Genomic DNA, 22,523 nt, shown 5'->3' with positions numbered 1-22,523 from the left:
AGCCAACCGGGGCCGTTTGTTGGAAAAAAAATCGACGGGCTACCTTGCGCTCCCGAAACGCCACCCCCCGCGCCCCGCTTGCCCCCGCCCATGCCCGACCTCAGCCTGCCGCTGCTCCCGCTGCCCACCCGGGCCGCTGCCGCCGACCTCACCGCCCCGCGCCTGCTCATCATCTACACCGGCGGCACGGTGGGCATGGCCTTCAACAACAGCGGCGAGCTGGTGCCCATGAAATTCGGCCGGCTCGACCGCAAGATGCCCGATTTGACCCGCCTGCCCTTCCGCATCGAGCTGGTGAGCCTGCCCGCGCCCATCGACAGCAGCAACGTGACGCCCGCCGACTGGCTGTTTCTGGCCCAGCTCATCGGCCGGCACTACGCCGACTTCGATGGCTTCGTGGTGCTGCACGGCACCGATACCATGGCCTACTCGGCAGCGGCGCTGAGCTACGTGCTGGAGCACCTGGGCAAGCCGGTGGTGTTCACCGGGGCGCAGGTGCCGGTGGGCGCCAGCCGCTCCGATGCCCAGCGCAACCTCGTCACGGCCCTCGAAATCGCGGCAGCGCGCCAGCCGCACACCCGCACCGTGCGCGTGCCCGAGGTGTGCGTGTTTTTCAACGACATCCTCATTCGCGGCAACCGCGCCAAAAAGGTGGAAAGCCAGCAGTTTGCCGCCTTCAGAAGCGAGAACTACCTGCCGCTGGCCCGCGCCGGCATCACCCTCGAATTCGATGATAAAAGCATCCGCCCGCTGCCCGCGGCCCGCCTCAGGGTGCACACCCGGCTGGAAACCGCCGTGGCCGTGCTGCGCCTGTTTCCCGGCATCACGGAGGCGGTGGTGGCGGCCGTTCTGGGCGTGCCCGGCCTGCGCGGCTGCGTGCTCGAAACCTACGGCTCGGGCAATGCGCCCACCGCGCCGTGGTTTCTCAACTGCCTGGCCGAAGCCCGCCGGCGCGGCGTGTGGCTGCTCAACGTGAGCCAGTGCGAGGAAGGCCGCGTGGTGCAGGGCAAGTACGAAACCAGCGCCCACTTCGCCGACCTGGGCGTGGTGGGCGGCGACGACATCACCACCGAGGCAGCCGTCACCAAGCTCATGTTCGTGCTCGGCCTCGGCCTGAGCGACGAGCGCACCCGCGAGCTGCTGATGCTGGATTTGCGGGGCGAGATAACGCCTTGAAAATGAGTGAAGAGTTGCGCGTTAAAAGGGGGGAGTTAGCAGAATCACCGCTCCCGGCGCACAACTTTTACCTCTTAACTCGTTTTCGCTTCTATCTTTGCGGCACGAACCGCCAACCTTGAGAGGTGTCCGAGTGGTCGAAGGAGCACGCCTGGAAAGTGTGTATAGCCCAAAAGGTTATCGTGGGTTCGAATCCCATCCTCTCAGCAGAAAGCCCTGTTTCCACGTTGGAAACAGGGCTTTTTCTTTTCCGGGCCTGTCCAAATCCGCCAGACGCGGAGTGCTGGTGCGGCCGGGCTGTGGTGCCGTGGTTTCAGCTCAGCAGCGCCAGCAGGCCCACGATGCCGCCGCCAAGCAGCGCGAAGGCCGAAGCAATGATGGCCAGGATGAAAAACACGGTTTTTGCGCCTGCGTCGGGGATAATGCGGAGCTGGTCGCCGGGGCCGAACTGCGCCGCGCCGGGGTTGCGCAGCTCGTACTCGCCGGGCGTGGCGGCCCGGAAAGTAGCGAAGCGCAGCGTTGTGTCGCCGCTCAGGCTGCTTCGCTGGGTGCGGCTCCAGCGCGGGGGCGTGAGGCGCTGCACCGCGCCGGCGGGCAGGGCCTGCACTTCCAGCACCACCGCCGGTAGGGAAAACCGCAGGCCCCACCGGCCGGGCCGGGTGCAGCCCACCTCGTAGGAGCCGGCCCGGGTGAGCACGAAGCGAAAGACGGGCTGCGCGGCCGAAAGCGTGAAGGCATTCTCGGCGGGGTTGAACAGCCGGACCAGGCCGCGGATGCTATAAAAAAGCCCGGCCGCGCCCAGCAGGGCCACCGCCAACAGCGGAAGGGCCAGCCACGACGGCAGGCCGGGCGAAGCAGTGGCCGGTGCGGCCTCAATGAACAGCAGCATAGCACGAAAATACGTTGCCACGGCCTTGCCGCAAGCTGTTTCCAGCCAGCTGACGGGCTTGTGTCCAGCGGCGGCTTCAGCATGAAGCCCGACTGAAAGCTGCCCGCACGAGGCGGTGTGCTACAGCCCCGCGCCCGCCTTGCGCTTGCGGTCGGCCTGCTCGCGCTGCCACAGCGCGTTGGAGAGCAGCAGCAGCGAAGCATCGCCGTTGGGCGCCATTTTGCTGAGGGTGAGCGTGGCTTTCTTTCCCGGCCACAAAAATGCTTCTTCCTCAGGGGCTTTGGCTTTGGCGGCGGCCGGTGCCTGGGTGGGCTCGCCGTATTTGGCGCGTAGCGCCGTCAGCAGCTTCTGCCGCTCGGCGGCCCCACTCACCACCACAAGCACGCCTTCGGCTTTGTCTTTGTAGTAAAAATATTGGATGACCGTGGCCTTGGTTTCGCCAATCTGGGGGCTTTCGCGCGGCCGGAAATAATACGTCTTGTCGGGGTCGCTTGCCACGGAGTCCGCGCCAGCAATGGCCTTCATTTCCGGGTGGTCGGCAATGTCGGTTTCCAGGCCCACATCGCGGAAGCCAAAGGTTTTGTCGACAAGGGAGGCCGGCCGGGGGGCGGGCTTATGAGCCTGGGCCAGAACGCTACCGGGGCCGAGCAGCAGGCAGAAGAAGAAAGGTTTCATGCGCCGAAGATAGAACGGCGGGCTCCCGGTTGAGCTTAAAAAAACAGCCGTACCGGCCGGTGGCCCCCCGTCGGGCTGGGAAAGTTCCCGTGCCGGCGTCAGCTTCTGTGGCCGGTACACCGTTTCATGGGAATGGCAAAAAGCCTCAAAAACGCTTGTGAAAGGCATTTTTGAGGCTTTTGTTTTCGCTAAGCCCGGGCTGGGCCAGCCCGGGTTAGCTCACGCCAATGGTTTGCGCGGGCTGGTTGGTGTCCGGGTTTTTGGGCAGCTTCACGGTCAGGATGCCGTCGGCGTAGGCGGCCGTGATGCCGTCGGTGAGCACCTTGCCGTTGAGCTGGAAAGCGCGCTCGAAGGAGGCATTGCGGAACTCGCGGCGGGTGTAGCGCGGGTCGGCTTCGTCGCTTTCCGGCGCGGCATCGGTGCCTTTGTAGGCGATGGTGAGCACGTCGTGCTGCACCGTGAGGCGGATGTTTTCCTTCGCCAGCCCGGCCGCGAAGAGCGTCAGCACGAAGCTGGTTTCGGTGGTTTCGATGTTGACGGGCACGGGCTGGAAGGCCCCGAAGAACTTTGCCCAGGGATGCCCGCCCCGGTGGCCGCGCTGGCCAAAATGACGGCCCCAGTGCCGCCCCCGCCCGCCGCAGCCGGCGAAGGAATGTTGCTGGAAATGAGAATCGGAATCGGATGCTTGTTGGGTGTACATGACAAAAGAAAATTGAGGGAGTGAAAAAAGGACGGGCGCTTAGTCAACCGTCACGGAACGGGCCGCCCCGTTGCGGGGGCCGCGGGTGGGCCGGCCCCACGGCTCGTCGATGGGCACCGGCGCGCCGGGCATGGCCTCGAAGGCGGCGCGGTAGCCCGCCATGCGGCGGCGCCAGGGGCCGCCGGCAAACCGGCCCCGGCGGCCACGCAACAACCGGAAAACAACGCGCAGGACGAGGAGGACCCCGATGACTTTCAGGATATTTTTCATGTTCAGGAAATAAGGAGATGAACCGGCGCAGGCAGGCGGCGGGCGGCGAATGGCAGCCGTTTTCGGGGCTAGCTCAGCTGCGCATTCGGGGCGAAGGGGCCGTGCTGGCCTTCAAGCAGGAAATCGAATGAGCCGGGGCGTTTACTCTAAATCTTCTCAAATTTTTTTTGTCAGGGCAATGCAGCGGCCCGCCAGGCCGGCACTACCCCGCAGGCGGCGGCGCCTGGGGTGGCCGGCCGCCCCAGGCGCGGGCCCGCGCCTGCCACTGCTGCCGGAACCTGAGCCGCTCGTCCTCGCTCATGCGCTGCCATTTTTCGTGGCCCTGCCAGTGGCCCCGGCCACCCATGCCGCCCCGGCCGGGGCCGTAGGAGCCGAACAAAATGCGGCACAGCACCAGCAGCCCCACGGCCTGCCAGTAGCTGAGCCGGCCGGCCTGGACGACCTCCGGCAAAATGGCGTTCCAGAGCGCCATCACCACGCCGCCCAAGGCCAGCGCGGCGACCCCGGCCACCAGCGGGAAAAAGAAAAAGCGGCCCCGTGGGCCCCGGCGTCGACCGAAATTGGACATGGAGGGAGACGGTTAATAGTTCATAAATTCCTGGTACAGGCCTTCCAGCCGCTTGCGCAGGTGCTTCACGGCGTAGCCCTTGCGCGAAATCAGGGTTTTGATGTTCTCGCCGGTTTCGTCGGCAATTTCCTGAAAGGTGCGCTCTTCCAGCTCGTTTTGCACGAACACCTCGCGCTGGGCGGCGGGCAGCTCCTCCAGGGCCAGAAACAGCTGGTCCCAGAACAGCTGCCGGAGGTCTTCGGCTTCGGGCGTGGGCGCGTCGGCGTAGAGGATGTCGCGGAAGCTCAGGCCGCCGTCTTCGTCCTCGTAGCTGTAGTCGTCGAGGCGCTCTTCGCGCTTCTTGCGCGAGCGGTCCACAATCTTGTTGCGGGCCACGCGGTGCAGCCAGCCGCTCACCTGCTCGATGGCGCCCAGCTCGGGCAGGCTGCCAAACTGGTACCACACGTCCTGCAGAATGTCCTCGGCATCCTCGTCCGAATCGACCCGGCCGCGCACGAAAGCAAACAGCTGCTTGCTGTATTGCTTCACGGTCTGGATGAGGGTTTGCTGGTTGGGAGAGGTCACGGCGGCGGAAAAAGGGCGGCTAGGGCGGAAAACGATTCAGCCCCGCGCTTTACTTTAAACCGGTAGGGGCGGGGCCTGCCCCCGCCCGGTCGCTCGGCAATAGAAAAGCCCGCCTCCAATCCGGAAGCGGGCTTTCCCCTTGAAGTAGTTTAGAAAGTCGTGGTCATCCTGAGCGCAGCGAAGGACCTTATCCCGTCTGAGCAGGCATTGTTATGGTGTGAAAAGGTCCTTCGCTGCGCTCAGGATGACAGCCGATTTTAGCTCGCTGAACAGCTTCCTTCCTACAAACACCTGCCTACTTCACTACCTCCAGCCAGCCTTTCCAGGTTTGGCCGGCGGCGGTGCGCAGCTGGTAGAAATACACGCCGGCGGCCACGTTTGGGGCGCTGCCCCAGCCCTGGGTGTAGTTTTCCTGCTCAAAAACCTTGCGGCCCCAGCGGTTGTAAATCACCACCGAAACCGGCTCGGTGCTCACGTAAGGGCGGAAGTCGTCGTTGGCTCCGTCGGCGTTGGGCGTGATGACGTTGGGGTATTGAAAGTCGCGGGCGGGCGAAATTACCAGCGTCAGGGTTGAGACAATCGGGCAGCTGTTGCCCGCCAAATCGGCGGTGAGGCGCACGGTATAGGTGCCGGGCGCAGCATAGGTGTGCGTAGGAGCAAGGCCGGTGGCAGTTTGCCCATCGCCAAAGTCCCAGCGCCGGTTGGTAAGGAGCTGCGTGTTGGGAATAGTATCGGTGAAAGCCACTAATTGACCGGCTGTTGGCCGTAGCGGATTGGCGTGCAGCACAATCCGCAGCACTCCCTGACGGGTCACCACCGTGGTGGCACTGCCGGTGCAGCCGGCCGCCGTGGTCACGCGTACGGTGTAGGTGGTGGTGGCGGCGGGGTTGGCCGTCACGGTGCGGCCGGTGGTGCTGCTCAGGCCGGTGGCGGGGCTCCAGGTGTAGGTGGCGCCGGTGCCGGCGTCGCTGGCGGTGAGCGTGGCGCTGGCACCGGGGCAGAGCACCGCCGCCGTTGGAACGGTTACGGTGAGCTGGTTGCGTACGTTCACGACCACCGTATCGCGGCTGACGCAGCCGCCGCCCACGGTGGTAGCCGTCACGATGTACTGGGTGGTGGCGGTGGGCGTGGCAATTACCGTGGGGCCGCTGGTGGTGTTGAGGCCGGTGGCGGGGCTCCAGGTGTAGATGGCCGACTGCACGGGCGAGGCCCCGGCCACCGTGAGCGTGGCCGACGAGCCGGGGCACACCGTCTGGTCGGGGCCGAGGGCGGCGCGGGGCAGGCCGAAGACCGTCACGGTATCGCGGCTGACGACGGCAGCCTGGCAGCTGGTGGAGTCGTAGGCGGTGAGCGTGACGGGGTAGCGGCCGGGCGTGTTGTAGGTGGCGGTCACGTTGTTGGGCTGCGTCGAGGTCTGGCCGTTGCCGAAGCTCCAGGTGGTGCCGTTGTTCGAGGGGGTGGCGCGGGTGAAGGTGACGGTGAGCGGCGCGCAGCCGCTGCGGGTGTTGGGCGTGCCGTTGGCGGCCGGCGTGAAGCTGGCATCGAGGCGGGCAATGTCCATCTTGAAAGCCGCTGCGTTGGTGCCGGCCCCCGTGCCGATGGCGCGGGCGTAGGCATTGGCCGTGAGCGGAATGGTGGGCGGCGTGCCGCCCGACTGCTGCGCCCGCACGCAAATGGCCTGGTAGATGATGCCCTTCTTGTCGAAGCGCGAGGTGCCGCCATCGACGTGGGTCGTGCCCGTGCCGTAGTAGGTGGCGTACACCAGCCGCCGCGCATTGGCCGACAGCTGCATCAGGTAGAGGTAGCCGAAGGTGTTTAGGTTGGCATCGGCGGCGGTGCTGGGCGTGCTGTTGGCCACGGTGCGCAGCAGGGCGTCGGGGGTGGTGGGCATGCCCGAGATGCTGCTCGCGCCGTAGCCCGAGAGCAGGAGGTTGCCGCAGTTATCGACCAGGAAAGCCGTGGGGGCCAGGTTGGTGGGGTAGGGGTTGGCGCTGGTAGCCGTGCCCGCCCCGTTGCCAAACACGGTGGAGTAGCCGGTGGTGGTGAGCTGGTAGTTCAGCTTGTGAATGAACTGGCGGCTGCCCGCGTTGCGGTAGGTGCCGGCCGTGACGGGGTAGGCCCCGTTGGTCTGGCCCAGCACGTACACGGCGGCCTTGCGGTCGAACTGCACGAAGTAGGCCTGGTCGTAGCTGCTGGTGCCCAGGTAGGTGGCCTGCGCCAGGGTGCTGCCCGCCGGCGAGAGGTGCGCCACGAACCCATCGGCAATGCCGCCGCGCGCCGCGGGATTGAGGCCGCCGCTGGTGCCGGGGAAGTTGGTGCTCGCCGTGCCGCCGGCCACGAACACCCCGCCCAGGCTGTCGAGCTGAATGCTGTAGCCCGCATCGTCGGCAGTGCCGCCGAGGTAGGTGCTCCAGGTCAGGGCCGAGAGGCTGGGGTTGAGCTTGGTCACCACGGCATCGTGCCCGCCGCGGTTGGTGAGCTGGAAGCCGCCCGTGCTGGGGTAGTTGGTGGAGCGGGTGAGGGAGGTGAGGTACACGTTGCCGGCCGGGTCCGTAATCACGTCGCCCCGGAAGTCGTCGCCGAAGTTGGCGTAGAGGTTGCTGCTGGTGCTCATCTGCCCATCGGCGGCCGAGCCGCCCAGGTAGGTAGCATTGAGCGTGGTGCCGCCCACGCTGAAGTTGAGGCGGGCCAGCACCAGGTCGGACGTGCCGCCGTTGTAGGTGCGGTCGTAGGCAGTGGTCGAGGTCGGAAAGTTGGTGCTGGCCGTCGAGCCCAGCAGGGTCAGGGTGCTGGGGCTGCCGTTCATCACCAGGCTGTGCACGTAGTCGTCGTCGGAGCCGCCCAGGTAGGTCGATTGGATGAGGCTGCTGGTTCCGTTCGCCGCGTTGGGGTTGTAGCCGCTGATGACGATGTCGATGCCGCCGTTGTAGCTCACGTCGTACGCCCCCGTGGTGGTGGGGTAGCCCGTGCGGAAGATGATGCCGCCGGTGTAGAGGTTGCCCAGCGTGTCGTGGGTGGCCGTGTAGCCCCAGTTCTGGCCCGTCGAGCCCGAGTAGGTGGCGTACACCAGCACCGGGTCGATGGTGAGCGGGCGGGTATGGTCGTAGCCTTTGGGCAGGCCGAAGCGCACCGTGTGCTGCGGACCCAGCACGTACTGGCAGGGCACGGCCACGCGGCGGCCGTCAATCATCTGATAAGCATAGGGCTTCTGCTCGGTCACGCGGCCCACGCTGGTGGCAATCTGCAGCGCGCCATCCACCACGGTCAGCGCCTGCTGGCCCTCGTAGCGCAGCTGGATGCGGCCGGCATCGGCCCCGGCGGCCAGCTCGAAGTCGTATTCCAGCGACGTGCCGTGCGAATACAGGTGCAAATCGGTGCCGGGGTAGAGCTGGCGGTAGCGCACGTCGGCGAAGGACGGCACGTTGGTGGCCCAGCGGCCGGGGTCGTTGCCGAGGAAGTAGTTGGTGGGGGCGCCGGTGGGGTTGGCGCTGCTCACGGCCGCATCGGGGTTGGCCCCCACGAAGTTCACGGCGTAAGCGTGCGCGTTCACGCGGGCCGTGCGGCTGGCGGGGCGGCCCGCGTGGTGCAGGTGGTCCACCTGGCGGGCATCGTAGCGGGCCACCAGCAGGCGGCCGCGTTCCAGAAAGAGCTGGCCGGCGGGCACATCGGCGGCAAAAAGCACCGGCTTGGCCCACTGGTGGTGGTTGGGAATGAAGCGCAGCGGGGCCGCCGCGTCCGGCGTGGCCACCGGCCCGGGAGCCGAAGCTCGGGCCGCCGAAGAAATGGATAAAAGCGCGCTGCCGAGGCAGAGCCAACGCGTAAGAATACGACGCATGAAGAGGGAAAAAGGGGAAATTAAAAAGACGTTAAAACGGCGTAGAAAAGCCCCGCTGGGGGCAGGGCCTGACTATCCCGCTGCAAAGGTCCGGCGATAATTCGGATTAGTCGTCGTTGTTCGCTATTTAGTAATTTGAACAGATGCGGGCTTCTGCAGCAGTTCCGGCGCAAGCCCGGCCGGTTCGCTGTCTGCCTTTCTTCTCCTCCCATACCAGCGCCCGCCAGCGGCGGCGGCTCGGCCCGCGGCCTTCCAGCCATCCCGTGGGCAAGCGCCAGCTCCGTGTGCGCGGGATTGCGCGGGCAACGCGAACGGCTAAAACCCGTTACCTTCCCCGGCGCAACTCCCTAACCCCCGCCGCCCTTATGGCCCCCACTTCGACTCCCTCCCCCGCCGCCACACCCGGCTTCGAGAAAGACAACAAGCGCATCACCACCGGCTGGACGTTCTATGACTGGGCCAACTCGGTGTATCCGCTGGTGATTACGAGCAGCATCTTCCCCATTTACTGGGGCAGCATCACCAAGGCCATCAACCCCACCGACATGGTTGATTTCCTGGGGTTCCGGGTGCCGGGCTCGTCGCTGCTCACCTACGCCATCTCGTTTTCCTTTCTGCTCATTGCCCTGGTCAGCCCCTTTCTGACCTCGCTGGCCGACTACTCGGGCCGCAAGAAGCTGTTTTTGCAAATCTTCTGCTACATCGGGGCCTTCAGCTGCGCCGCGCTGTACTTCTTCACCGAAGACAACCTCACGCTGAGCACGTTCATTTTCATTTCGGCCACGGTGGGCTTCAGCGGCAGCATCGTGTTCTATAATTCCTACCTGCCCGATATCAGCTCCGAAGAAAAGTTTGACTCGCTCTCGGCGCGGGGCTTCTCGATGGGCTACATCGGCTCGGTGCTGCTGCTGGTTATCTGCCTGGGCATCATCATGGGGCCGCACATTGCGGGCGGCCCCGAAGGCGTGGCGCTGTTTGGCATGAGCACCGGCAAGGCCACGCGGCTCAGCTTCCTGCTCACCGGCCTGTGGTGGGTGGGCTTTGCCCAAATCCCGTTTTTCACGCTGCCGCCCGACACCGGCCGCGCCGCCGATGCGCCCGTCAGCCAGGACGGCTGGCTGCTCAACGGCTTCCGCGAGCTGGGCAAGGTGTGGGACCAACTTAAGCAGCAGCCCAACCTCAAGCGCTTCCTGCTGGCCTACTTCACCTACAACATGGGCGTGCAGACGGTGATGTACGTGGCCACCATCTTCGGCGATAAGGTGCTGAAGCTCGACAGCACCTCGCTCATCGTCACCATTTTGCTGCTCCAGATTGTGGGCATTCTGGGCGCTTGGCTTTTCGCCAAGCTTTCCGACCGCATCGGCAACACCCGCGCCCTGAGCTGGGCCGTGTTCATCTGGATGCTGATTTGCATTGCCGGCTACTTCGTGCAGGCCGGCTGGTCGTTCTACGCGCTGGCTGCCGTTATCGGCCTCACCATGGGCGCGGTGCAAAGCCTGTCGCGCAGCACCTATTCCAAGATTATTCCGGAAAACACGCCCAACTCGGCCGCCTACTTCAGCTTTTTCGATGTGGTGGAGAAGCTCGGCATCGTCATCGGTACCCTTTCGTTTGGGCTGATTGGGCAAATCACGGGCTCGATGCGCAACAGCATTCTGTCGCTGATTGTGTTCTTCATCTTCGGCTTGGGCTTCCTGCTGACGCTGCGCGGCAAGAAGCTGCGCGAAGACTCGCTGGGCCCCATCTCGGTGCCCGGCCCGCCGCCGGCCTCCGCCGCGGCCGAGATGGGCGCGCCGATGACCCGGTAATCCGGATTTTTAGTCGGCGAGTTGATGATATGGAATAGCTTTGACTCGCGGACTGAACGCCCGCGCCACACTTTCTCACCCCACTTCCCGCATGTACACCTCTTCCATTCAGAAAAACATCCTGGCTGAGCTCAACCACGAGCTAACCCAAACCCGCCGCATCCTGGAGCGCGTGCCCTACGAGCGGGCCGACTACAAGCCGCACCCCAAAAGCATGAGCCTGTGGCAGCTGGCCAGCCACGTGGTAAACCTATTGGCCTTCAACACGCTGTTCGTGACGCACGACTCGCGCGATTTCCTCGACCCCAACGCGCCCAAGCCCGGCCCCACCACCACGAGCCTGGAGGAGCTGCTGGCCCGTTTCGACGAGTACAGCGCCACCCTGAAGCAGGAGCTGCAGCAGAGCGACGACGAGAAGCTGGCCCACAACTTCAAGCTGCACCGCGGCGAGCATGTGGTGTTCGACTACCCCAAAGCCACCGCCATCCGCATCATGGGCCTCAACCACAGCATCCACCACCGCGGCCAGCTCACGGTGTACCTGCGTTTGCTCGACATTGCCGTGCCCGGCCTGTATGGCCCCAGCGCCGACGAGAAGTAGGGCACCGTCTGGCGTCGGCTGTCATTGCGAGTAGAGCACAGGGCCACGCGGCAATCCGTCCTCCCGATGCGATAAACCCTGCGCTGTGATAAGCTCGACGCAAAAGCCCCGGTACTGCACAGTGCCGGGGCTTTCTGGTAAAAGAGCCTATCTGGTTTTGACAGGACGGATTGCCGCGTGGCCCTGCGTTCCGCTCGCAATGGCGGTTACTTTCGCCCAAACACCTTCTCCCCGCCAATCCACGTTTGCAGCACCTTTGCACCGCGCAGCTGCTCTTTCGGCGCGGTCAGCAGGTCGGTGTCCAGCACCACAAAATCGGCCAGCATCCCGGGCTTAATCTGCCCCTTGCGCTTTTCCTCGAAGCCGGCGTGGGCGGCCCAGGTGGTCATGCCGCGCAGGGCGTCGGGGCGCGAAATGGCGTTTTCCATCTGGAAGCCGGCCGCCGGATAGTTTTTCGCATCCTGCCGCGCCACGGCCGCGTGGAAGCCAAACAGCGGGTTGATGTCCTCCACCGGAAAGTCGGAGCCCAGCGCCAGCTGGCCGTACTGCTTCAGCAGTTCTTTATAAGCGTAGGCGGTTTTCAGACGCTCGGCCCCAAGGCGCTCGCCGGCCCAGTACATATCGGAGGTGGCATGCGTGGGCTGCACCGAAGGCACGATGCCGAACTGCCCGAATTTGGGCATGTCGGCCGGGGTGATGACCTGGGCGTGCTCGATGCGCCAGCGGCGGTCCTGCTGCCCGTGCAGCGCCTCGCCGTAGATGTTGAGGATGATGCGGTTGGCCGAGTCGCCGATGGCGTGGGTATTCATCTGGAATTTCGACGCGGCCAATTCCCTGGCTAAGTCGCGGAACTGCTTTTCGGTAGACAGCAGGAAGCCGGTTTCCCTGGGCCGGTCGGCATACGGCTGCACCAGGCAGGCCCCGCGCGAGCCCAGCGCCCCATCGGCATACACCTTGAAGGAATTGATGGTGAGCTGGTCGGTAAGTACCGGGCCGTTTTTGAGGTAGTAGGCGCGGTTGCCGGGCGTCGGGTTCAGCATGGCGTAGAGGCGTAGCTTCAGCTTCTTTTGCTGCTGCAGGGCCGCCATCTGGTCAATGTTGGCCTTGTCGAGGCCGGCGTCGGCGAGGCTGGTGAGGCCCACGGCCAGGCAGTTTTGCTGGGCCTGCAGCAGGAGCGGGGCGGCTTCGGCCGCAGCAGGCTCCGGAATTTTGCTGCTCACGAGGCGCGTGGCATTATCAACCAGCAGGCCCGTGAGGCGACCCTGCGCGTCGCGCATAATGGTGCCGCCGCTGATGGGCGTACGGGCCGTGACGCCCGCCAAATCCAGTGCCTGCTGGTTGGCCAGCGCGGCGTGGCCATCCACCCGAAACAGGAAAACCGGCACGTCGGGAAACAGCTGGTCCAGTGTGTCTTTGGTAGGGAATTGCTTGCCGGGCCAGTCGTTCTGGTCCCAGCCGCGCCCGGTGAGCCAAGCGGCCTGCGGGTACTTCTTCCGGTTCGCCTGCAGCTTCTGAATCACCTCCTGCCACGAGCGCGTGCCCACCAAATCGGCGCTGGGCAGGGCCAGAGCGTAGCGGTAGAAGTGGCAGTGCGCGTCGTAGAAGCCGGGATAGATGAACTTGCCGCCCGCGTCCACTTCCTGCGCCGCCTGGTACTTCGCCTGCAGGTCGGCGGCCGGGCCCACGGCCACAAACCTGCCATCCTTCACGGCAAAGGCTTCGGCTTTCGAAAACGTAGAATCCACGGTGTACACGGTGGCATTGGTCACGAGCAAATCCACGGCCTCGCGCCGGGCCGAGCAGCCGCCGAGCAGCGCCACGGCCAGTAGCGGCACGGTGGTTTTTAGGAGCAGGGTAGGGGAGAAAGGCATGCAGTGGAATTAGAAATGACTATAAAAAAGAACGTCATGCCGAGCAGAGCCGAGGCATCTCGCGTGTAATAGTAAATCCAATCGGAAGAAAAGAATTACCAATGCACGCGAGATGCTTCGACTGCGCTCAGCATGACGTTCCGGAATCTGCGGCTTGTCGAATCTGCGAAATCCGTTACAATCTGCGGTCCTTACTCGAAGCGCATGTGCTTCACCGACTCGCCCGAAAACTGCAGCTCCTGCAGCGACTCGATGCCGATTTGCAGGTGCTGCTTCACGTAGTTGGCCGTTACTTTCGAGTCCGATTCCGAGGTTTTCACGCCTTCGGGCGTCATCGGATTGTCGCTCACCAGCAGCAGGGCGCCGTGCGGGATGTCGTTCATGAAGCCGCACACGAAAATGGTGGCCGTCTCCATGTCCACGGCCAGGGCGCGCACCCGGCGCAGGTAGTCCTTGAAATCCTGGTCGTGCTCCCACACGCGGCGGTTGGTGGTGTACACGGTGCCGGTGTAGTAGTCCAGCTCGTGCTTCTTAATCATCGACGACACCGCGCGTTGCAGGCGGAAGGAGGGCAGCGCTGGAATCTCCTTGGGCAGATAATCATCCGAAGTACCGTCGCCGCGAATGGCCGCGATGGGCAGCACCAAGTCGCCGAGCTTGGTCTTTTTCAGGCCCCCGCACTTGCCCAGGAACAGCGCCGCCTTGGGCTTGATGGCCGAGAGCAAATCCATCACCGTGGCGGCCATGGGCGAGCCCATGCCGAAGTTGATGATGGTGATGCCGTTGGCCGTGGCCGTCTGCATCGGCTTGTCGAGGCCGCGCACTTCGGCGCCAAACTGCTCGGCAAACATGTACACGTAATTGCTGAAGTTGGTGAGCAGGATGTACTGCCCGAACTCGTTCAGCGGCACGCCGGTGTAGCGTGGCAGCCAGTTGTTTACGATTTCTTCTTTGGTCTTCATATGGCAATGAGTGAATGGGCAAATGGGTGAATGAGTGAATAAAAAGCGGGTACAGCGAGGTCGCCTGAGCCATTCACTCATTCACCCATTCGCCCATTCACTCATTGCATAGGCTTGTACCTTTGGAGGTGATGCAAGCCCTGGACCTGCCGCCTTTCGAGGCCAAACTTACGCAATCGGCCACAAATCAGCCACTCATCTGGGACGGCTTGCGGCGCCGGCACGTCGTGCTCACGCCCGAGGAGTGGGTGCGGCAGCACGTCGTGCATTACTTGATAAACTTCCTCGGCTACCCGCGCGGCCTGCTGGCGCTGGAGCGCGGCCTGCGCTACAACCAGCGCCGGAAGCGTACCGATTTACTGGCCCTGAATCCCGAAGGCCAGCCCCTGCTGCTGGTGGAGTGCAAAGCGCCCTCGGTGCCCATTACCCAGGCAGTGGCCCGGCAGGCTACCACCTACAACCAAACCATTGGCGCGCCGCTGCTGCTGCTCACCAACGGCCTGGTACACTACTGCTGGCGCGTCGATTTTGCGACCAGAACCAACGAGCGGCTGGCCGAAATTCCGTCGTTTGCCGCGGCAGTGGAGCGGTAATTCCGGCGGCAGGCCAGTTAAGAAAAAGCCCGGCCGCAACTGCTTGCGGCCGGGCTTTATACTCAGCATAAACGGCGGAAATACTAGCGCTTGATTTTCGTTTTGTTGCGCTTGTCCTTGATGCGGGCATCGGCGGGCACCACCCGCACCGGCTTTTCAATGACGGTGGTCGTGCCGGGGTCGGTGGTGGTCGTGGTCGATTCCGTGGTCGTGGTGGAAGAAGGCGTGGTGGCCGGGTACGTGGCCGGAGCCGGCGTTACCGTGGTCTGGCGCGTGGTGGTGGTGCTGGTGGTGGACTGGGCGCTGGCCGAGTAGCCAAAGGCAACAAATACGAGGGCGAGGAAGAAGGGCTGCTTTTTCATAGTACCAATGAGATTGGGTGGAAGAAAGGAACCATGCTGCTAAGAGCACCGGATTGGTTGCCTCTAACGAAACGGCGCAGCACAGGGTTGGAAATGCCCGAATTATGCCCGCCGCCCCGCTTACTTATACAGCCGGTTATCGAGCAGGCCGTTCACGTAAAACTGCACGCAGGCCCGCAGCTCGGTGCCGTATTGCCGCACCAGCGCCGGGTCGGGGTTGGCCACGGGCTCGTTGGGAATGAAGTGGGTTTTATAGGGGTAAAGCCGAATCTGGTTCTTATTGGTGAGCTCGGTCACGAAGTCGGAATGCACGAGGAAATAGGAGTCGCCGTCGCGGAAGATGGCGCGGCCGGGACTGGTCGTTTCAAACACCGACGAGCCGAAGGGCAGCAGCGCCTTCTGCTCCTGCGCCAGGCCCAGCACGTCGAGCACCGAGGCCGGCACGTCCACCTGCTCGCTGATGCGGTGGGCATCGACGGCCGGCAGCGGGTGGCCGGGCCGGAACAGCAGCAGCGGCGTTTTGTGGTAGCCCAGCGGGTTCTGGTAGCCCGCGCGGTCCGACTGCGACGTGTGGTCGGCCGTGAGCACGAAAAGCGTGTTGGCATACCACGGCTCCCGGCTGGCCGCCTGAAAAAAGCGCCGCAGCGCCATGTCAGCGTAGGCAATGGTGGGGTGAATGGGCTGCGAGCTGCCGGCGAGGAACTTGCCCTTGTACCTGGCCGGCAGCGAAAACGGCTCGTGCGAGCTCAGGGTGAAGACGGCGGCCAGAAACGGCTGCCTGGTAGCCGTCAGGCGCTGGTTGAAGTATTGCAGGTAGGGCTCATCGAAAATGCCCCAGTGCCCGTCGTAATCGGGGCTGGCGGCCCCGCCGGGGTATTCGTTCAGGCCATAATAGTGCTGCATGCCCGCAATGCCCGAGAACATGTCGAAGCCCATCGTGCCGTTGGCGCCGGCGTGGTACATGGCCGTGGTATAGCCGTGGCGGCCCAGGATTTCGCCCAGCCCGTGCAGCTCCGCCGTCTGGAAGCTGGAGGTGATGAACGGCTCATCCATGAGCGAAGGCAGGCCCGAGAGCACCGCCGGCAGCGCCTCGATGGAGCGGCGGCCGTTGGCGTAGTTCTCGCGCATGAAGCGGGCGTTCGGAGCCGTGGCCAGCGAGTCGAAAAACGGCGTTAGTACGCTCTGGCCGCCGTTTTCCACGCCGGTATATTCCGAGCCGAAGCTTTCCAGCAGCAGCACCACCACGTTGTCGGGCGGCACGGGCGGGCGGGTGGGCAAAGCAGGCGCTCCCAGCGCCGCGCGCAGATTGGCAGCGGCAGGAAAATAGCCGACGCGCTCCACCGGCACTTCATCGAAGGATTTCAGCACCGTGAACGTGCTGTTCAGGGCCAGGTGGCCGAGCACGGCAGGCTGCAGGTCGAAGGCCGTGCCGGTGCGCAGCGGCTTGAGCTGCCAGCCGCCGCGCAGGCCCAGCACCACCCCCAGCACCACCAGCGCAAACTCGACGCTGCGCTGCAGCCAGGGCCGCCGGCCCGGCGGCGTCGCCAATTCATCGGCCGTGGGCATGGGGCTGAAGCGCCACAGCAGGTACACGAGCAGCAGCAGCGGCGGCAGCAGGTAAATGTATTGCAGGCCAATCTGCCCGGCCTGCTGCGCAATGTCGTGCCCGATGGTGTGCCACTCGTTGCTCAGCCGCCGCCCGATGAACTTGAAGTACTCAAAGTCAATAACATTGAGCAGAAAGCCCGGAATATTGAGCAGCACAAACAGCGCCCGCAGCCACTGCTGCCCGCGCCGCGCCGTCACCGGCACCAGCAGCGACGCCAGCACCAGCGGCAGGTTCAGCCACAGCAGCGCCGCCACGTCGAACCGCAGCCCGTGCCCAAACGCCAGTGCCACCGAGCCAACCCCAATGCCCCGAAACGTGACCAGATTGAAGCAGTAGAAACAGAAGCGCAGCAGCGTGTAAACAGCCATCAGCAGCGCAAAGCGGCGCAGCAGCAGACGAATAGCAGGAGAGGGAATCATTAATTAAATGAGGAATGAAGAATTAGCAATGAGGAATTAGGGATGTAGAGCCGAATGACAAGCATTAAAAAGCCCTCCCGCCATAATGACGGGAAGGCTTGCTAATTACTCATTCTTCATTCCTAATTCTTCATTAAGCGCAGCGCCTACACCGAGGCCAGCTCCAGCACGGTGTCCACGCTGGTCAGGGGCAGGCCCCAGGCATCGGCCACGCCTTTGTACACCACCTCGCCGTGCACCACGTTCAGGCCGAGGCGCAGGGCCTCGTCGCGGCGGCAGGCTTCCTGCCAGCCCTGGTTGGCCAGCTTCACGGCGTAGGGCAGGGTGGCGTTGGTGAGGGCCAGGGTGCTGGTGTAGGGCACCGCGCCGGGCATGTTGGCCACGCAGTAGTGCACCACGTCGTCGATGATGAAGGTGGGGTTTTCGTGCGTGGTGGGGTGGCAGGTTTCGATGCAGCCGCCCTGGTCCACGGCCACGTCGACCACTACGGTGCCGGGGCGCATGGTTTTCAGCATGTCGCGGGTGATGAGGTGCGGGGCTTTCGCGCCGGGAATCAGCACCGCACCCACAATCAGGTCGGCCGTTTTGATGGCTTCGCGGATGTTGTACTCGTTCGAGTACTGCGTCACCACGTTCTTGGGCATGAAGTCGTCGAGCTCGCGAAGGCGGTTCAGGTTGATGTCCATCACCGTCACCTGCGCGCCGAGGCCGGCGGCCACTTTGGCGGCCTGCGTCCCCACAATGCCGGCACCCAGCACCAGCACGTGTGCGGGCTTCACGCCGGGCACGCCGCCCAGCAGAATGCCGCGGCCTTTCAGGGGCTTCTCCAGGTACTTGGCGCCTTCCTGCGGGGCCATGCGGCCGGCCACTTCGCTCATCGGAATGAGCAGGGGCAGGGCGCGGTTGCTCAGCTCCACCGTCTCGTAAGCCAGGCAGATGGCCTTGCGCTCAATCATGGCGTGGGTCAGCTCCTCGCCGCTGGCAAAGTGGAAGTACGTGAACAGCAGTTGGTTTTCCTTGATGAGCGGGTACTCCTCGGCAATCGGCTCCTTCACTTTGATAATCATCTCCGACTGCTCGTACACGTCGGCGATGGTCGCCAGCATGGTCGCGCCAGCCGTCTGGTACTCCGCATCCGAGAAGCCGCTGCCTTCGCCCGCCGTGCTTTGCACCAGCAGGGTGTGGCCGTGCTTGCGCAGCTCCGCCACGCCGGCAGGCGTAAGGCCCACGCGGTTTTCGTTGTTTTTAATCTCCTTGGGAACGCCGATTATCATAAAGTGGGGAAGTTGATGGTGGGGTGAGGGAGGTGATTTTTCGAGCCGCAAAGATAGTCGGAGAAAGCCGCCGGGCAGTCGCTGTCGGACTATATGTCGGCACGCTGGCTCAAGAAAAAAGCTCCACCAGAATGGTGGAGCCTTAAGCTGACTGAAACGGCGAAAACCGTCAAATCTGCCAAATCTGCGGTCCTTATTTAAACGGAACGGCCGTGCCGCTTTCCTTCACCATGCTGTTGCCCACGAGGTCGCGCACGATGTTGGCCTTCAGCATAATTTTGGCATCGCCGCTCACGTCGTTCGAGGCAATGGTCACGGCGTCGCTCACCTGGCCGAGCTGGCGCTGGCTGTAGAGCAGCTCAATGACCTGGCTCTGGCCCGGCGCAATGGCCGTGGGCGGATTCTTGTAGCCCACGCAATAGCAGCCGGTGGTGAGGGCCCCCAGCACGAGCGGGGTTTTGCCGGTGTTCTTCACCGTGAAGCGGGCGGTGGGCTGCTGGCCGGCCTCCATTTTGCCAAAATCGTAGCTGGTTTTGTCGAGCACCATGTGGGGCGAGGCCGCCAGCTGGGCGGGCGTCAGGGTGGGCTTAATCTGGTCTTTGGTGAGCACCGTGCCCTTGATGCTGAGGACTTTGCTGGCATCGGTGGCGTTGCTGGTCACGGTCACCGTTTTGTTGAACACGCCGGGGCGGCCGGCGCTGCTGTACATGGCCTTGATGATGCCGGACTTGCCGGGCAGCACCGGCGTCTTGGTCCAGTCAGGGGTGGTGCAGCCGCAGCTGGCCTGCACGTTGGCAATCACCACGGGCTGGTTGCCGGTGTTCTTGAACTTGAACTCGTAGGTGGCCATCGTGCCCTCGGGCACGTTGCCGAAGTCGTGGTTGTCGGTTTCGAACTGCATCACGCCCTGGGCGTGGGCGGCGCCGGCAAAGGCCAGCAGGAGAATGGTAAGAAGTTTTTTCATGATTTCTGACCCTTAAAGCACCGAATCAAAAGACCGGGGCGGATGGTTCTGAGGAAGAAAGCGAATCGTGAGCACCGGCCACGGGCTGAAAATCAACGCCGCACGCACCCACCTTCGTAGCCCAAATATACGGCCAAACCGGCCCACGCCACCCACCCGGCCTCAATTCCGTATTTTTGCGCGGTGGCTCCGGCCGCCCGCTTCTTCCTGCTTAAAATTCCCACCGCATTCTTACCCGTATTTCTATGTCCGCTGCCGAAACCGCCGTGCCCGCGCTAGCCGCGCCCCTCACCAAGGCCGATTTCCTCACCGATTACCGCCTGGCCTGGGAAAGCCGCCACGCCTCGCTGGCCGGCCGCAAGGAGGTCTTCATGGGCAAGGCCAAATTCGGCATCTTCGGCGATGGCAAGGAAGTGCCGCAGATTGCCATGGCCCGCGCCTTCCAGAACGGCGACTTCCGCGCCGGCTACTACCGCGACCAGACCTTTATGGTGGCCATTGGCCAGCTCACCTGGCAGCAGTATTTCGCCCAGCTCTACGCCAACCCCGACGTGGAAGCCGAGCCCGCCACCGCCGGCCGCGCCATGAATGGCCACTTTGCCACCCGCATGCTGGACGAGGACGGCAACCTGAGCGACCTCACCCAAACCAAAAATTCCTCGGCCGACATTTCGCCCACCGCCGGCCAGATGCCGCGCCTGCTGGGCATGGCCTACGCCAGCAAGCTGTTTCGCCAAAACCCCGAGCTGCACCAGTTTACGGAGCTTTCCGTCAACGGCAACGAGGTAGCCTTCGGCACCATCGGCAACGCCAGCACGTCGGAGGGCATGTTCTTCGAGGCGCTGAATGCGGCCGGCGTGCTGCAGGTGCCCATGTTGGTGAGCGTGTGGGACGACCACTACGGCATCTCCGTACCGGCTGAGTACCAGACCACCAAGCAGAGCATCTCGGAAATCATGATGGGCCTGCAGCGCGACGGCGAAGGCCAGCCGGGCTTCGAGATTTACGTGGTGCGCGGCTGGGACTACGCCGGCCTGGTGGATACCTACCAGCGCGCCGCCGCCGTGTGCCGCGAGCAGCACGTGCCCGTGCTCATCCACGTCACGGAGCTCACGCAGCCGCAGGGCCACAGCACCAGCGGCTCGCACGAGCGCTACAAGAGCAAGGACCGCCTGACCTGGGAGGAGGACCACGACTGCCTGCACAAGCTGCGCGAATGGCTGTTGGCCGAAGGCCACGCCACCGAATTGGAGCTGGACGACATCGAGAAAGAAGCCGCGGCTGTCATCAAAACGGCGCGCACGGCTGCCTGGGCCGCCTTCTTCGACCCCATCAAGGCCGAGCGGGACGAGGCCGTGGCCCTGCTCGAAAAGCTGGTGGCCGACACCGGCACTGAGAATACGCTGCACGAGCAGGTGGAGCAGCTGAAATCGAACCCCACGCCCATCCGGGCCGACATTGTGCGGACCATGCGCCGCGTGCTCCGTGCCGTGCGCAACGAGAAGCGCAGCTTCGGCCGCCGCCAGGTGCAGCGCCATCTGGAGCAACTATTGGCCGAGAATGCCGACCGTTACAACTCCAACCTGTTCAGCCAAAGCGAGCTGGCCGTGGGCAATATTGAAGAAGTGGCCGCCACCTTCGCGCCCGATGCGCCGCAGGTAGACGGCCGCGAAGTGCTGCAGGCCTGCTTCGATGCCAACTTCCAGCGCGACCCGGCCATTTTCGCCATCGGCGAGGACGTGGGCAAAATCGGGGACGTAAACCAGGCATTTGCCGGCTTGCAGGAGAAATTCGGCGAGCTGCGCGTGACCGATACCGGCATTCGCGAAACCACCATCATCGGGCAGGGCATTGGCGCGGCGCTGCGCGGCCTGCGGCCCATCACCGAAATCCAGTACCTGGACTATCTGCTCTATGCCATCCAGATTCTGAGCGACGACCTGGCCTGCCTGCAATACCGCACGAAGGGCGGCCAGAAGGCACCGCTCATTATTCGTACCCGCGGGCACCGGCTGGAAGGCATCTGGCACTCCGGCTCGCCCATGCAGATGATTCTGGGCAGCATTCGCGGCATTCACGTGTGCGTGCCGCGCAACATGACGCAGGCCGCCGGCTTCTACAACACGCTGTTGCGCAGCGACGAGCCCGCGCTGGTGATTGAGTGCCTGAACGGCTACCGCCTGAAAGAAACCATCCCGAGCAACGTGGGCGAGTTCACGCTGCCGCTGGGCCGCCCCGAGGTGCTGAAGCAGGGCACCGACGTGACGGTGGTGACCTACGGCTCGATGTGCCGTATTGTGATGGACGCCGCCAAACAGCTGGCCGACGTGGGCATTTCCGTCGAAGTAATCGACGTGCAGACCCTGCTGCCCTTCGATACCGACCAGCTCATTCTCGACAGCATTCAGAAAACCAACCGCGTGCTGTTTGCCGATGAGGACGTGCCCGGCGGCGCTACGGCGTTCATGATGCAGCAGGTACTGGATGAGCAGCAGGCCTACCGCTTCCTCGATGCGCAGCCGCGCTGCCTGGCCGCGCAGCCCCACCGCCCGGCCTACAGTTCCGACGGCGACTACTTCAGCAAGCCCAACGCGGAGGACGTGTTCGACACCATCTACGAGATGATGAGCGAGGACGCGCCGGAGCAGTTTCCGGCCATTTACTAACCAGGTAAAAAAATAACGCTGGGCTTATTGGCCCAGCGTTATTTCGGTGGAAGTGACCGTGTTGCTGACATGGAACGCCCGGTCAACGATGGTCAGCTTAAATCGGAATTTTTGGTTGGGCTTGTAAATAGCGCCATCCAGGTCAAGCGGGAGTCGGTAGTTCAACTCTCCTTTGAGCGGAGCGGGTTTGGCATCGGTGCCATCCAGGCGAGGAAAGGTGCCATCGTATTCGCCGACAATGCCCGCCTGAAATGCGGTCCAAACGCCATTGTTGAATAGCTCAGGCTGAATAAAATAGTTGTACTCGTTGGTTGCGTGGTTGCGCCCCAGCGGCACGGGAGCCTGCGGCGGCTGGTTGTACGGGGGCTGCTTAATGTCATCCTGCGACAAGCCCAGGTCGCCGTCGCCATCCCGAAAGTTCAGCACAAACGTAATTTCATTGCGCGGACTGTTGCCGTTCACGCTCGGCGTAAACACATTCTTGGCTTCCTTAAAATCAATTTCGGGCGTGAAGGAGTAGTCAGGGGCCTGGATGCAGCTGTTGAGGCCGGCTCCGGCCAGGCCCAGCAGCACGGCACCATTCAGGGTACGAAGCAGATTCATATTATGCAGGAAGTGAAAAGACCGCAACACAACGGCCAAGTTAGGCCCAAAGTAGGCTTTCCCCAACGAATGGCGGTACTTGTTGGTTCGGCTACCAGTGCTAACCCCGCC

19 protein-coding genes and 1 tRNA gene are annotated in these 22,523 nt (G+C 63.7%); 6 read left to right on the top strand and 14 right to left on the bottom strand.

What is annotated here, in order from left to right; all coding sequences use genetic code 11:
* The first annotated feature begins 90 nt into the window (after positions 1-90).
* Together ACYVHT_RS00260 and ACYVHT_RS00255 are read left to right on the top strand one after the other, a co-directional pair.
* Positions 91-1,176: an asparaginase gene (locus tag ACYVHT_RS00260; protein ID WP_460546744.1), complete on the top strand. Its 1,086-nt coding sequence runs from the start codon at positions 91-93 to the stop codon at positions 1,174-1,176.
* 119 nt (positions 1,177-1,295) lie between these two features.
* A tRNA-Ser gene (locus ACYVHT_RS00255) sits at positions 1,296-1,383 on the top strand.
* 106 nt (positions 1,384-1,489) lie between these two features.
* Here the strand turns inward: ACYVHT_RS00255 and ACYVHT_RS00250 are convergent.
* From ACYVHT_RS00250 to ACYVHT_RS00220, 7 genes are all read right to left on the bottom strand, one after another.
* Positions 1,490-2,065, bottom strand: a complete 576-nt coding sequence (locus ACYVHT_RS00250) for a hypothetical protein (RefSeq protein WP_460546742.1) — start codon at positions 2,063-2,065, stop codon at positions 1,490-1,492.
* Between the two features lie 120 nt (positions 2,066-2,185).
* On the bottom strand, positions 2,186-2,740 hold the full coding sequence (locus ACYVHT_RS00245) for a hypothetical protein (RefSeq protein WP_460546740.1): 555 nt from the start codon (positions 2,738-2,740) through the stop codon (positions 2,186-2,188).
* Between the two features lie 214 nt (positions 2,741-2,954).
* Entirely contained in the window at positions 2,955-3,440 is a 486-nt protein-coding gene (locus ACYVHT_RS00240) for an Hsp20/alpha crystallin family protein (protein ID WP_460546738.1), read from the bottom strand.
* Between the two features lie 39 nt (positions 3,441-3,479).
* A complete protein-coding gene (locus tag ACYVHT_RS00235) occupies positions 3,480-3,710 on the bottom strand; it encodes a hypothetical protein (RefSeq protein ID WP_460546736.1) in 231 nt (76 codons plus the stop codon).
* Between the two features lie 202 nt (positions 3,711-3,912).
* Positions 3,913-4,278 (bottom strand): hypothetical protein, encoded by a 366-nt coding sequence (locus ACYVHT_RS00230; protein WP_460546734.1) that lies wholly within the window; start codon positions 4,276-4,278, stop codon positions 3,913-3,915.
* Between the two features lie 12 nt (positions 4,279-4,290).
* The gene (locus tag ACYVHT_RS00225; RefSeq protein ID WP_460546732.1) at positions 4,291-4,842 is read right to left on the bottom strand and encodes an RNA polymerase sigma factor; all 552 of its coding nucleotides are present in this window, start codon (positions 4,840-4,842) and stop codon (positions 4,291-4,293) included.
* Positions 4,843-5,137: 295 nt separating this feature from the next.
* Complete coding sequence (locus ACYVHT_RS00220; protein WP_460546730.1) at positions 5,138-8,677, bottom strand: DUF7948 domain-containing protein; 3,540 nt, start codon at positions 8,675-8,677, stop codon at positions 5,138-5,140.
* Positions 8,678-9,042: 365 nt separating this feature from the next.
* Between ACYVHT_RS00220 and ACYVHT_RS00215 the strand changes: the two genes are divergently transcribed.
* A complete protein-coding gene (locus ACYVHT_RS00215) occupies positions 9,043-10,488 on the top strand; it encodes an MFS transporter (protein WP_460546728.1) in 1,446 nt (481 codons plus the stop codon).
* Between the two features lie 91 nt (positions 10,489-10,579).
* Positions 10,580-11,089 carry a DinB family protein gene (locus tag ACYVHT_RS00210; RefSeq protein WP_460546726.1) on the top strand — a complete coding sequence of 170 codons (510 nt, stop codon included), beginning with the start codon at positions 10,580-10,582 and terminating at the stop codon, positions 11,087-11,089.
* 206 nt (positions 11,090-11,295) lie between these two features.
* On the opposite strand, the gene ACYVHT_RS00205 is transcribed toward ACYVHT_RS00210, so the two are convergent.
* Positions 11,296-12,960, bottom strand: coding sequence for an amidohydrolase (locus ACYVHT_RS00205; protein ID WP_460546724.1), 1,665 nt, complete (start codon positions 12,958-12,960; stop codon positions 11,296-11,298).
* Between the two features lie 191 nt (positions 12,961-13,151).
* Positions 13,152-13,922: an AMP nucleosidase gene (locus ACYVHT_RS00200; RefSeq protein WP_460546722.1), complete on the bottom strand. Its 771-nt coding sequence runs from the start codon at positions 13,920-13,922 to the stop codon at positions 13,152-13,154.
* A 131-nt stretch (positions 13,923-14,053) separates the two neighbouring features.
* On the opposite strand from ACYVHT_RS00200, the gene ACYVHT_RS00195 reads away from it, so the two are divergent.
* Complete coding sequence (locus tag ACYVHT_RS00195; RefSeq protein ID WP_460548046.1) at positions 14,054-14,515, top strand: type I restriction enzyme HsdR N-terminal domain-containing protein; 462 nt, start codon at positions 14,054-14,056, stop codon at positions 14,513-14,515.
* Positions 14,516-14,598: 83 nt separating this feature from the next.
* On the opposite strand, the gene ACYVHT_RS00190 is transcribed toward ACYVHT_RS00195, so the two are convergent.
* From ACYVHT_RS00190 to ACYVHT_RS00175, 4 genes are all read right to left on the bottom strand, one after another.
* A complete protein-coding gene (locus tag ACYVHT_RS00190) occupies positions 14,599-14,877 on the bottom strand; it encodes a hypothetical protein (RefSeq protein WP_460546719.1) in 279 nt (92 codons plus the stop codon).
* Positions 14,878-14,997: 120 nt separating this feature from the next.
* Positions 14,998-16,905: an LTA synthase family protein gene (locus ACYVHT_RS00185; RefSeq protein ID WP_460546717.1), complete on the bottom strand. Its 1,908-nt coding sequence runs from the start codon at positions 16,903-16,905 to the stop codon at positions 14,998-15,000.
* A gap of 146 nt (positions 16,906-17,051) precedes the next feature.
* Positions 17,052-18,179 (bottom strand): alanine dehydrogenase, encoded by a 1,128-nt coding sequence (gene ald, locus ACYVHT_RS00180; protein ID WP_460546715.1) that lies wholly within the window; start codon positions 18,177-18,179, stop codon positions 17,052-17,054.
* Positions 18,180-18,372: 193 nt separating this feature from the next.
* Positions 18,373-19,143, bottom strand: a complete 771-nt coding sequence (locus ACYVHT_RS00175) for a DUF1573 domain-containing protein (protein WP_460546713.1) — start codon at positions 19,141-19,143, stop codon at positions 18,373-18,375.
* 245 nt (positions 19,144-19,388) lie between these two features.
* Here ACYVHT_RS00175 and ACYVHT_RS00170 point away from each other — a divergent pair, with 245 nt between their 5' ends.
* A complete protein-coding gene (locus tag ACYVHT_RS00170) occupies positions 19,389-21,809 on the top strand; it encodes an alpha-ketoacid dehydrogenase subunit alpha/beta (RefSeq protein WP_460546711.1) in 2,421 nt (806 codons plus the stop codon).
* Between the two features lie 24 nt (positions 21,810-21,833).
* On the opposite strand, the gene ACYVHT_RS00165 is transcribed toward ACYVHT_RS00170, so the two are convergent.
* Entirely contained in the window at positions 21,834-22,412 is a 579-nt protein-coding gene (locus tag ACYVHT_RS00165) for a hypothetical protein (protein WP_460546709.1), read from the bottom strand.
* Positions 22,413-22,523 lie beyond the last annotated feature (111 nt).

Source organism: Hymenobacter daeguensis (assembly GCF_054780555.1).
Note: the sequence above shows the minus strand (reverse complement) of the source record. Positions and strands in the feature narration are given on the sequence as shown.

Excerpts from the sequence above, each read along its gene's own strand:
- ACYVHT_RS00260 (WP_460546744.1), top strand. The coding sequence starts at position 91 with ATGCCCGACCTCAGCCTGCCGCTGCTCCCGCTGCCCACCCGGGCCGCT.
- ACYVHT_RS00250 (WP_460546742.1), bottom strand. The coding sequence starts at position 2,065 with ATGCTGCTGTTCATTGAGGCCGCACCGGCCACTGCTTCGCCCGGCCTG.
- ACYVHT_RS00245 (WP_460546740.1), bottom strand. The coding sequence starts at position 2,740 with ATGAAACCTTTCTTCTTCTGCCTGCTGCTCGGCCCCGGTAGCGTTCTG.
- ACYVHT_RS00240 (WP_460546738.1), bottom strand. The coding sequence starts at position 3,440 with ATGTACACCCAACAAGCATCCGATTCCGATTCTCATTTCCAGCAACAT.
- ACYVHT_RS00235 (WP_460546736.1), bottom strand. The coding sequence starts at position 3,710 with ATGAAAAATATCCTGAAAGTCATCGGGGTCCTCCTCGTCCTGCGCGTT.
- ACYVHT_RS00230 (WP_460546734.1), bottom strand. The coding sequence starts at position 4,278 with ATGTCCAATTTCGGTCGACGCCGGGGCCCACGGGGCCGCTTTTTCTTT.
- ACYVHT_RS00220 (WP_460546730.1), bottom strand. The coding sequence starts at position 8,677 with ATGCGTCGTATTCTTACGCGTTGGCTCTGCCTCGGCAGCGCGCTTTTA.
- ACYVHT_RS00215 (WP_460546728.1), top strand. The coding sequence starts at position 9,043 with ATGGCCCCCACTTCGACTCCCTCCCCCGCCGCCACACCCGGCTTCGAG.
- ACYVHT_RS00210 (WP_460546726.1), top strand. The coding sequence starts at position 10,580 with ATGTACACCTCTTCCATTCAGAAAAACATCCTGGCTGAGCTCAACCAC.
- ACYVHT_RS00205 (WP_460546724.1), bottom strand. The coding sequence starts at position 12,960 with ATGCCTTTCTCCCCTACCCTGCTCCTAAAAACCACCGTGCCGCTACTG.
- ACYVHT_RS00200 (WP_460546722.1), bottom strand. The coding sequence starts at position 13,922 with ATGAAGACCAAAGAAGAAATCGTAAACAACTGGCTGCCACGCTACACC.
- ACYVHT_RS00195 (WP_460548046.1), top strand. The coding sequence starts at position 14,054 with ATGCAAGCCCTGGACCTGCCGCCTTTCGAGGCCAAACTTACGCAATCG.
- ACYVHT_RS00190 (WP_460546719.1), bottom strand. The coding sequence starts at position 14,877 with ATGAAAAAGCAGCCCTTCTTCCTCGCCCTCGTATTTGTTGCCTTTGGC.
- ACYVHT_RS00185 (WP_460546717.1), bottom strand. The coding sequence starts at position 16,905 with ATGATTCCCTCTCCTGCTATTCGTCTGCTGCTGCGCCGCTTTGCGCTG.
- ald (WP_460546715.1), bottom strand. The coding sequence starts at position 18,179 with ATGATAATCGGCGTTCCCAAGGAGATTAAAAACAACGAAAACCGCGTG.
- ACYVHT_RS00175 (WP_460546713.1), bottom strand. The coding sequence starts at position 19,143 with ATGAAAAAACTTCTTACCATTCTCCTGCTGGCCTTTGCCGGCGCCGCC.
- ACYVHT_RS00170 (WP_460546711.1), top strand. The coding sequence starts at position 19,389 with ATGTCCGCTGCCGAAACCGCCGTGCCCGCGCTAGCCGCGCCCCTCACC.
- ACYVHT_RS00165 (WP_460546709.1), bottom strand. The coding sequence starts at position 22,412 with ATGAATCTGCTTCGTACCCTGAATGGTGCCGTGCTGCTGGGCCTGGCC.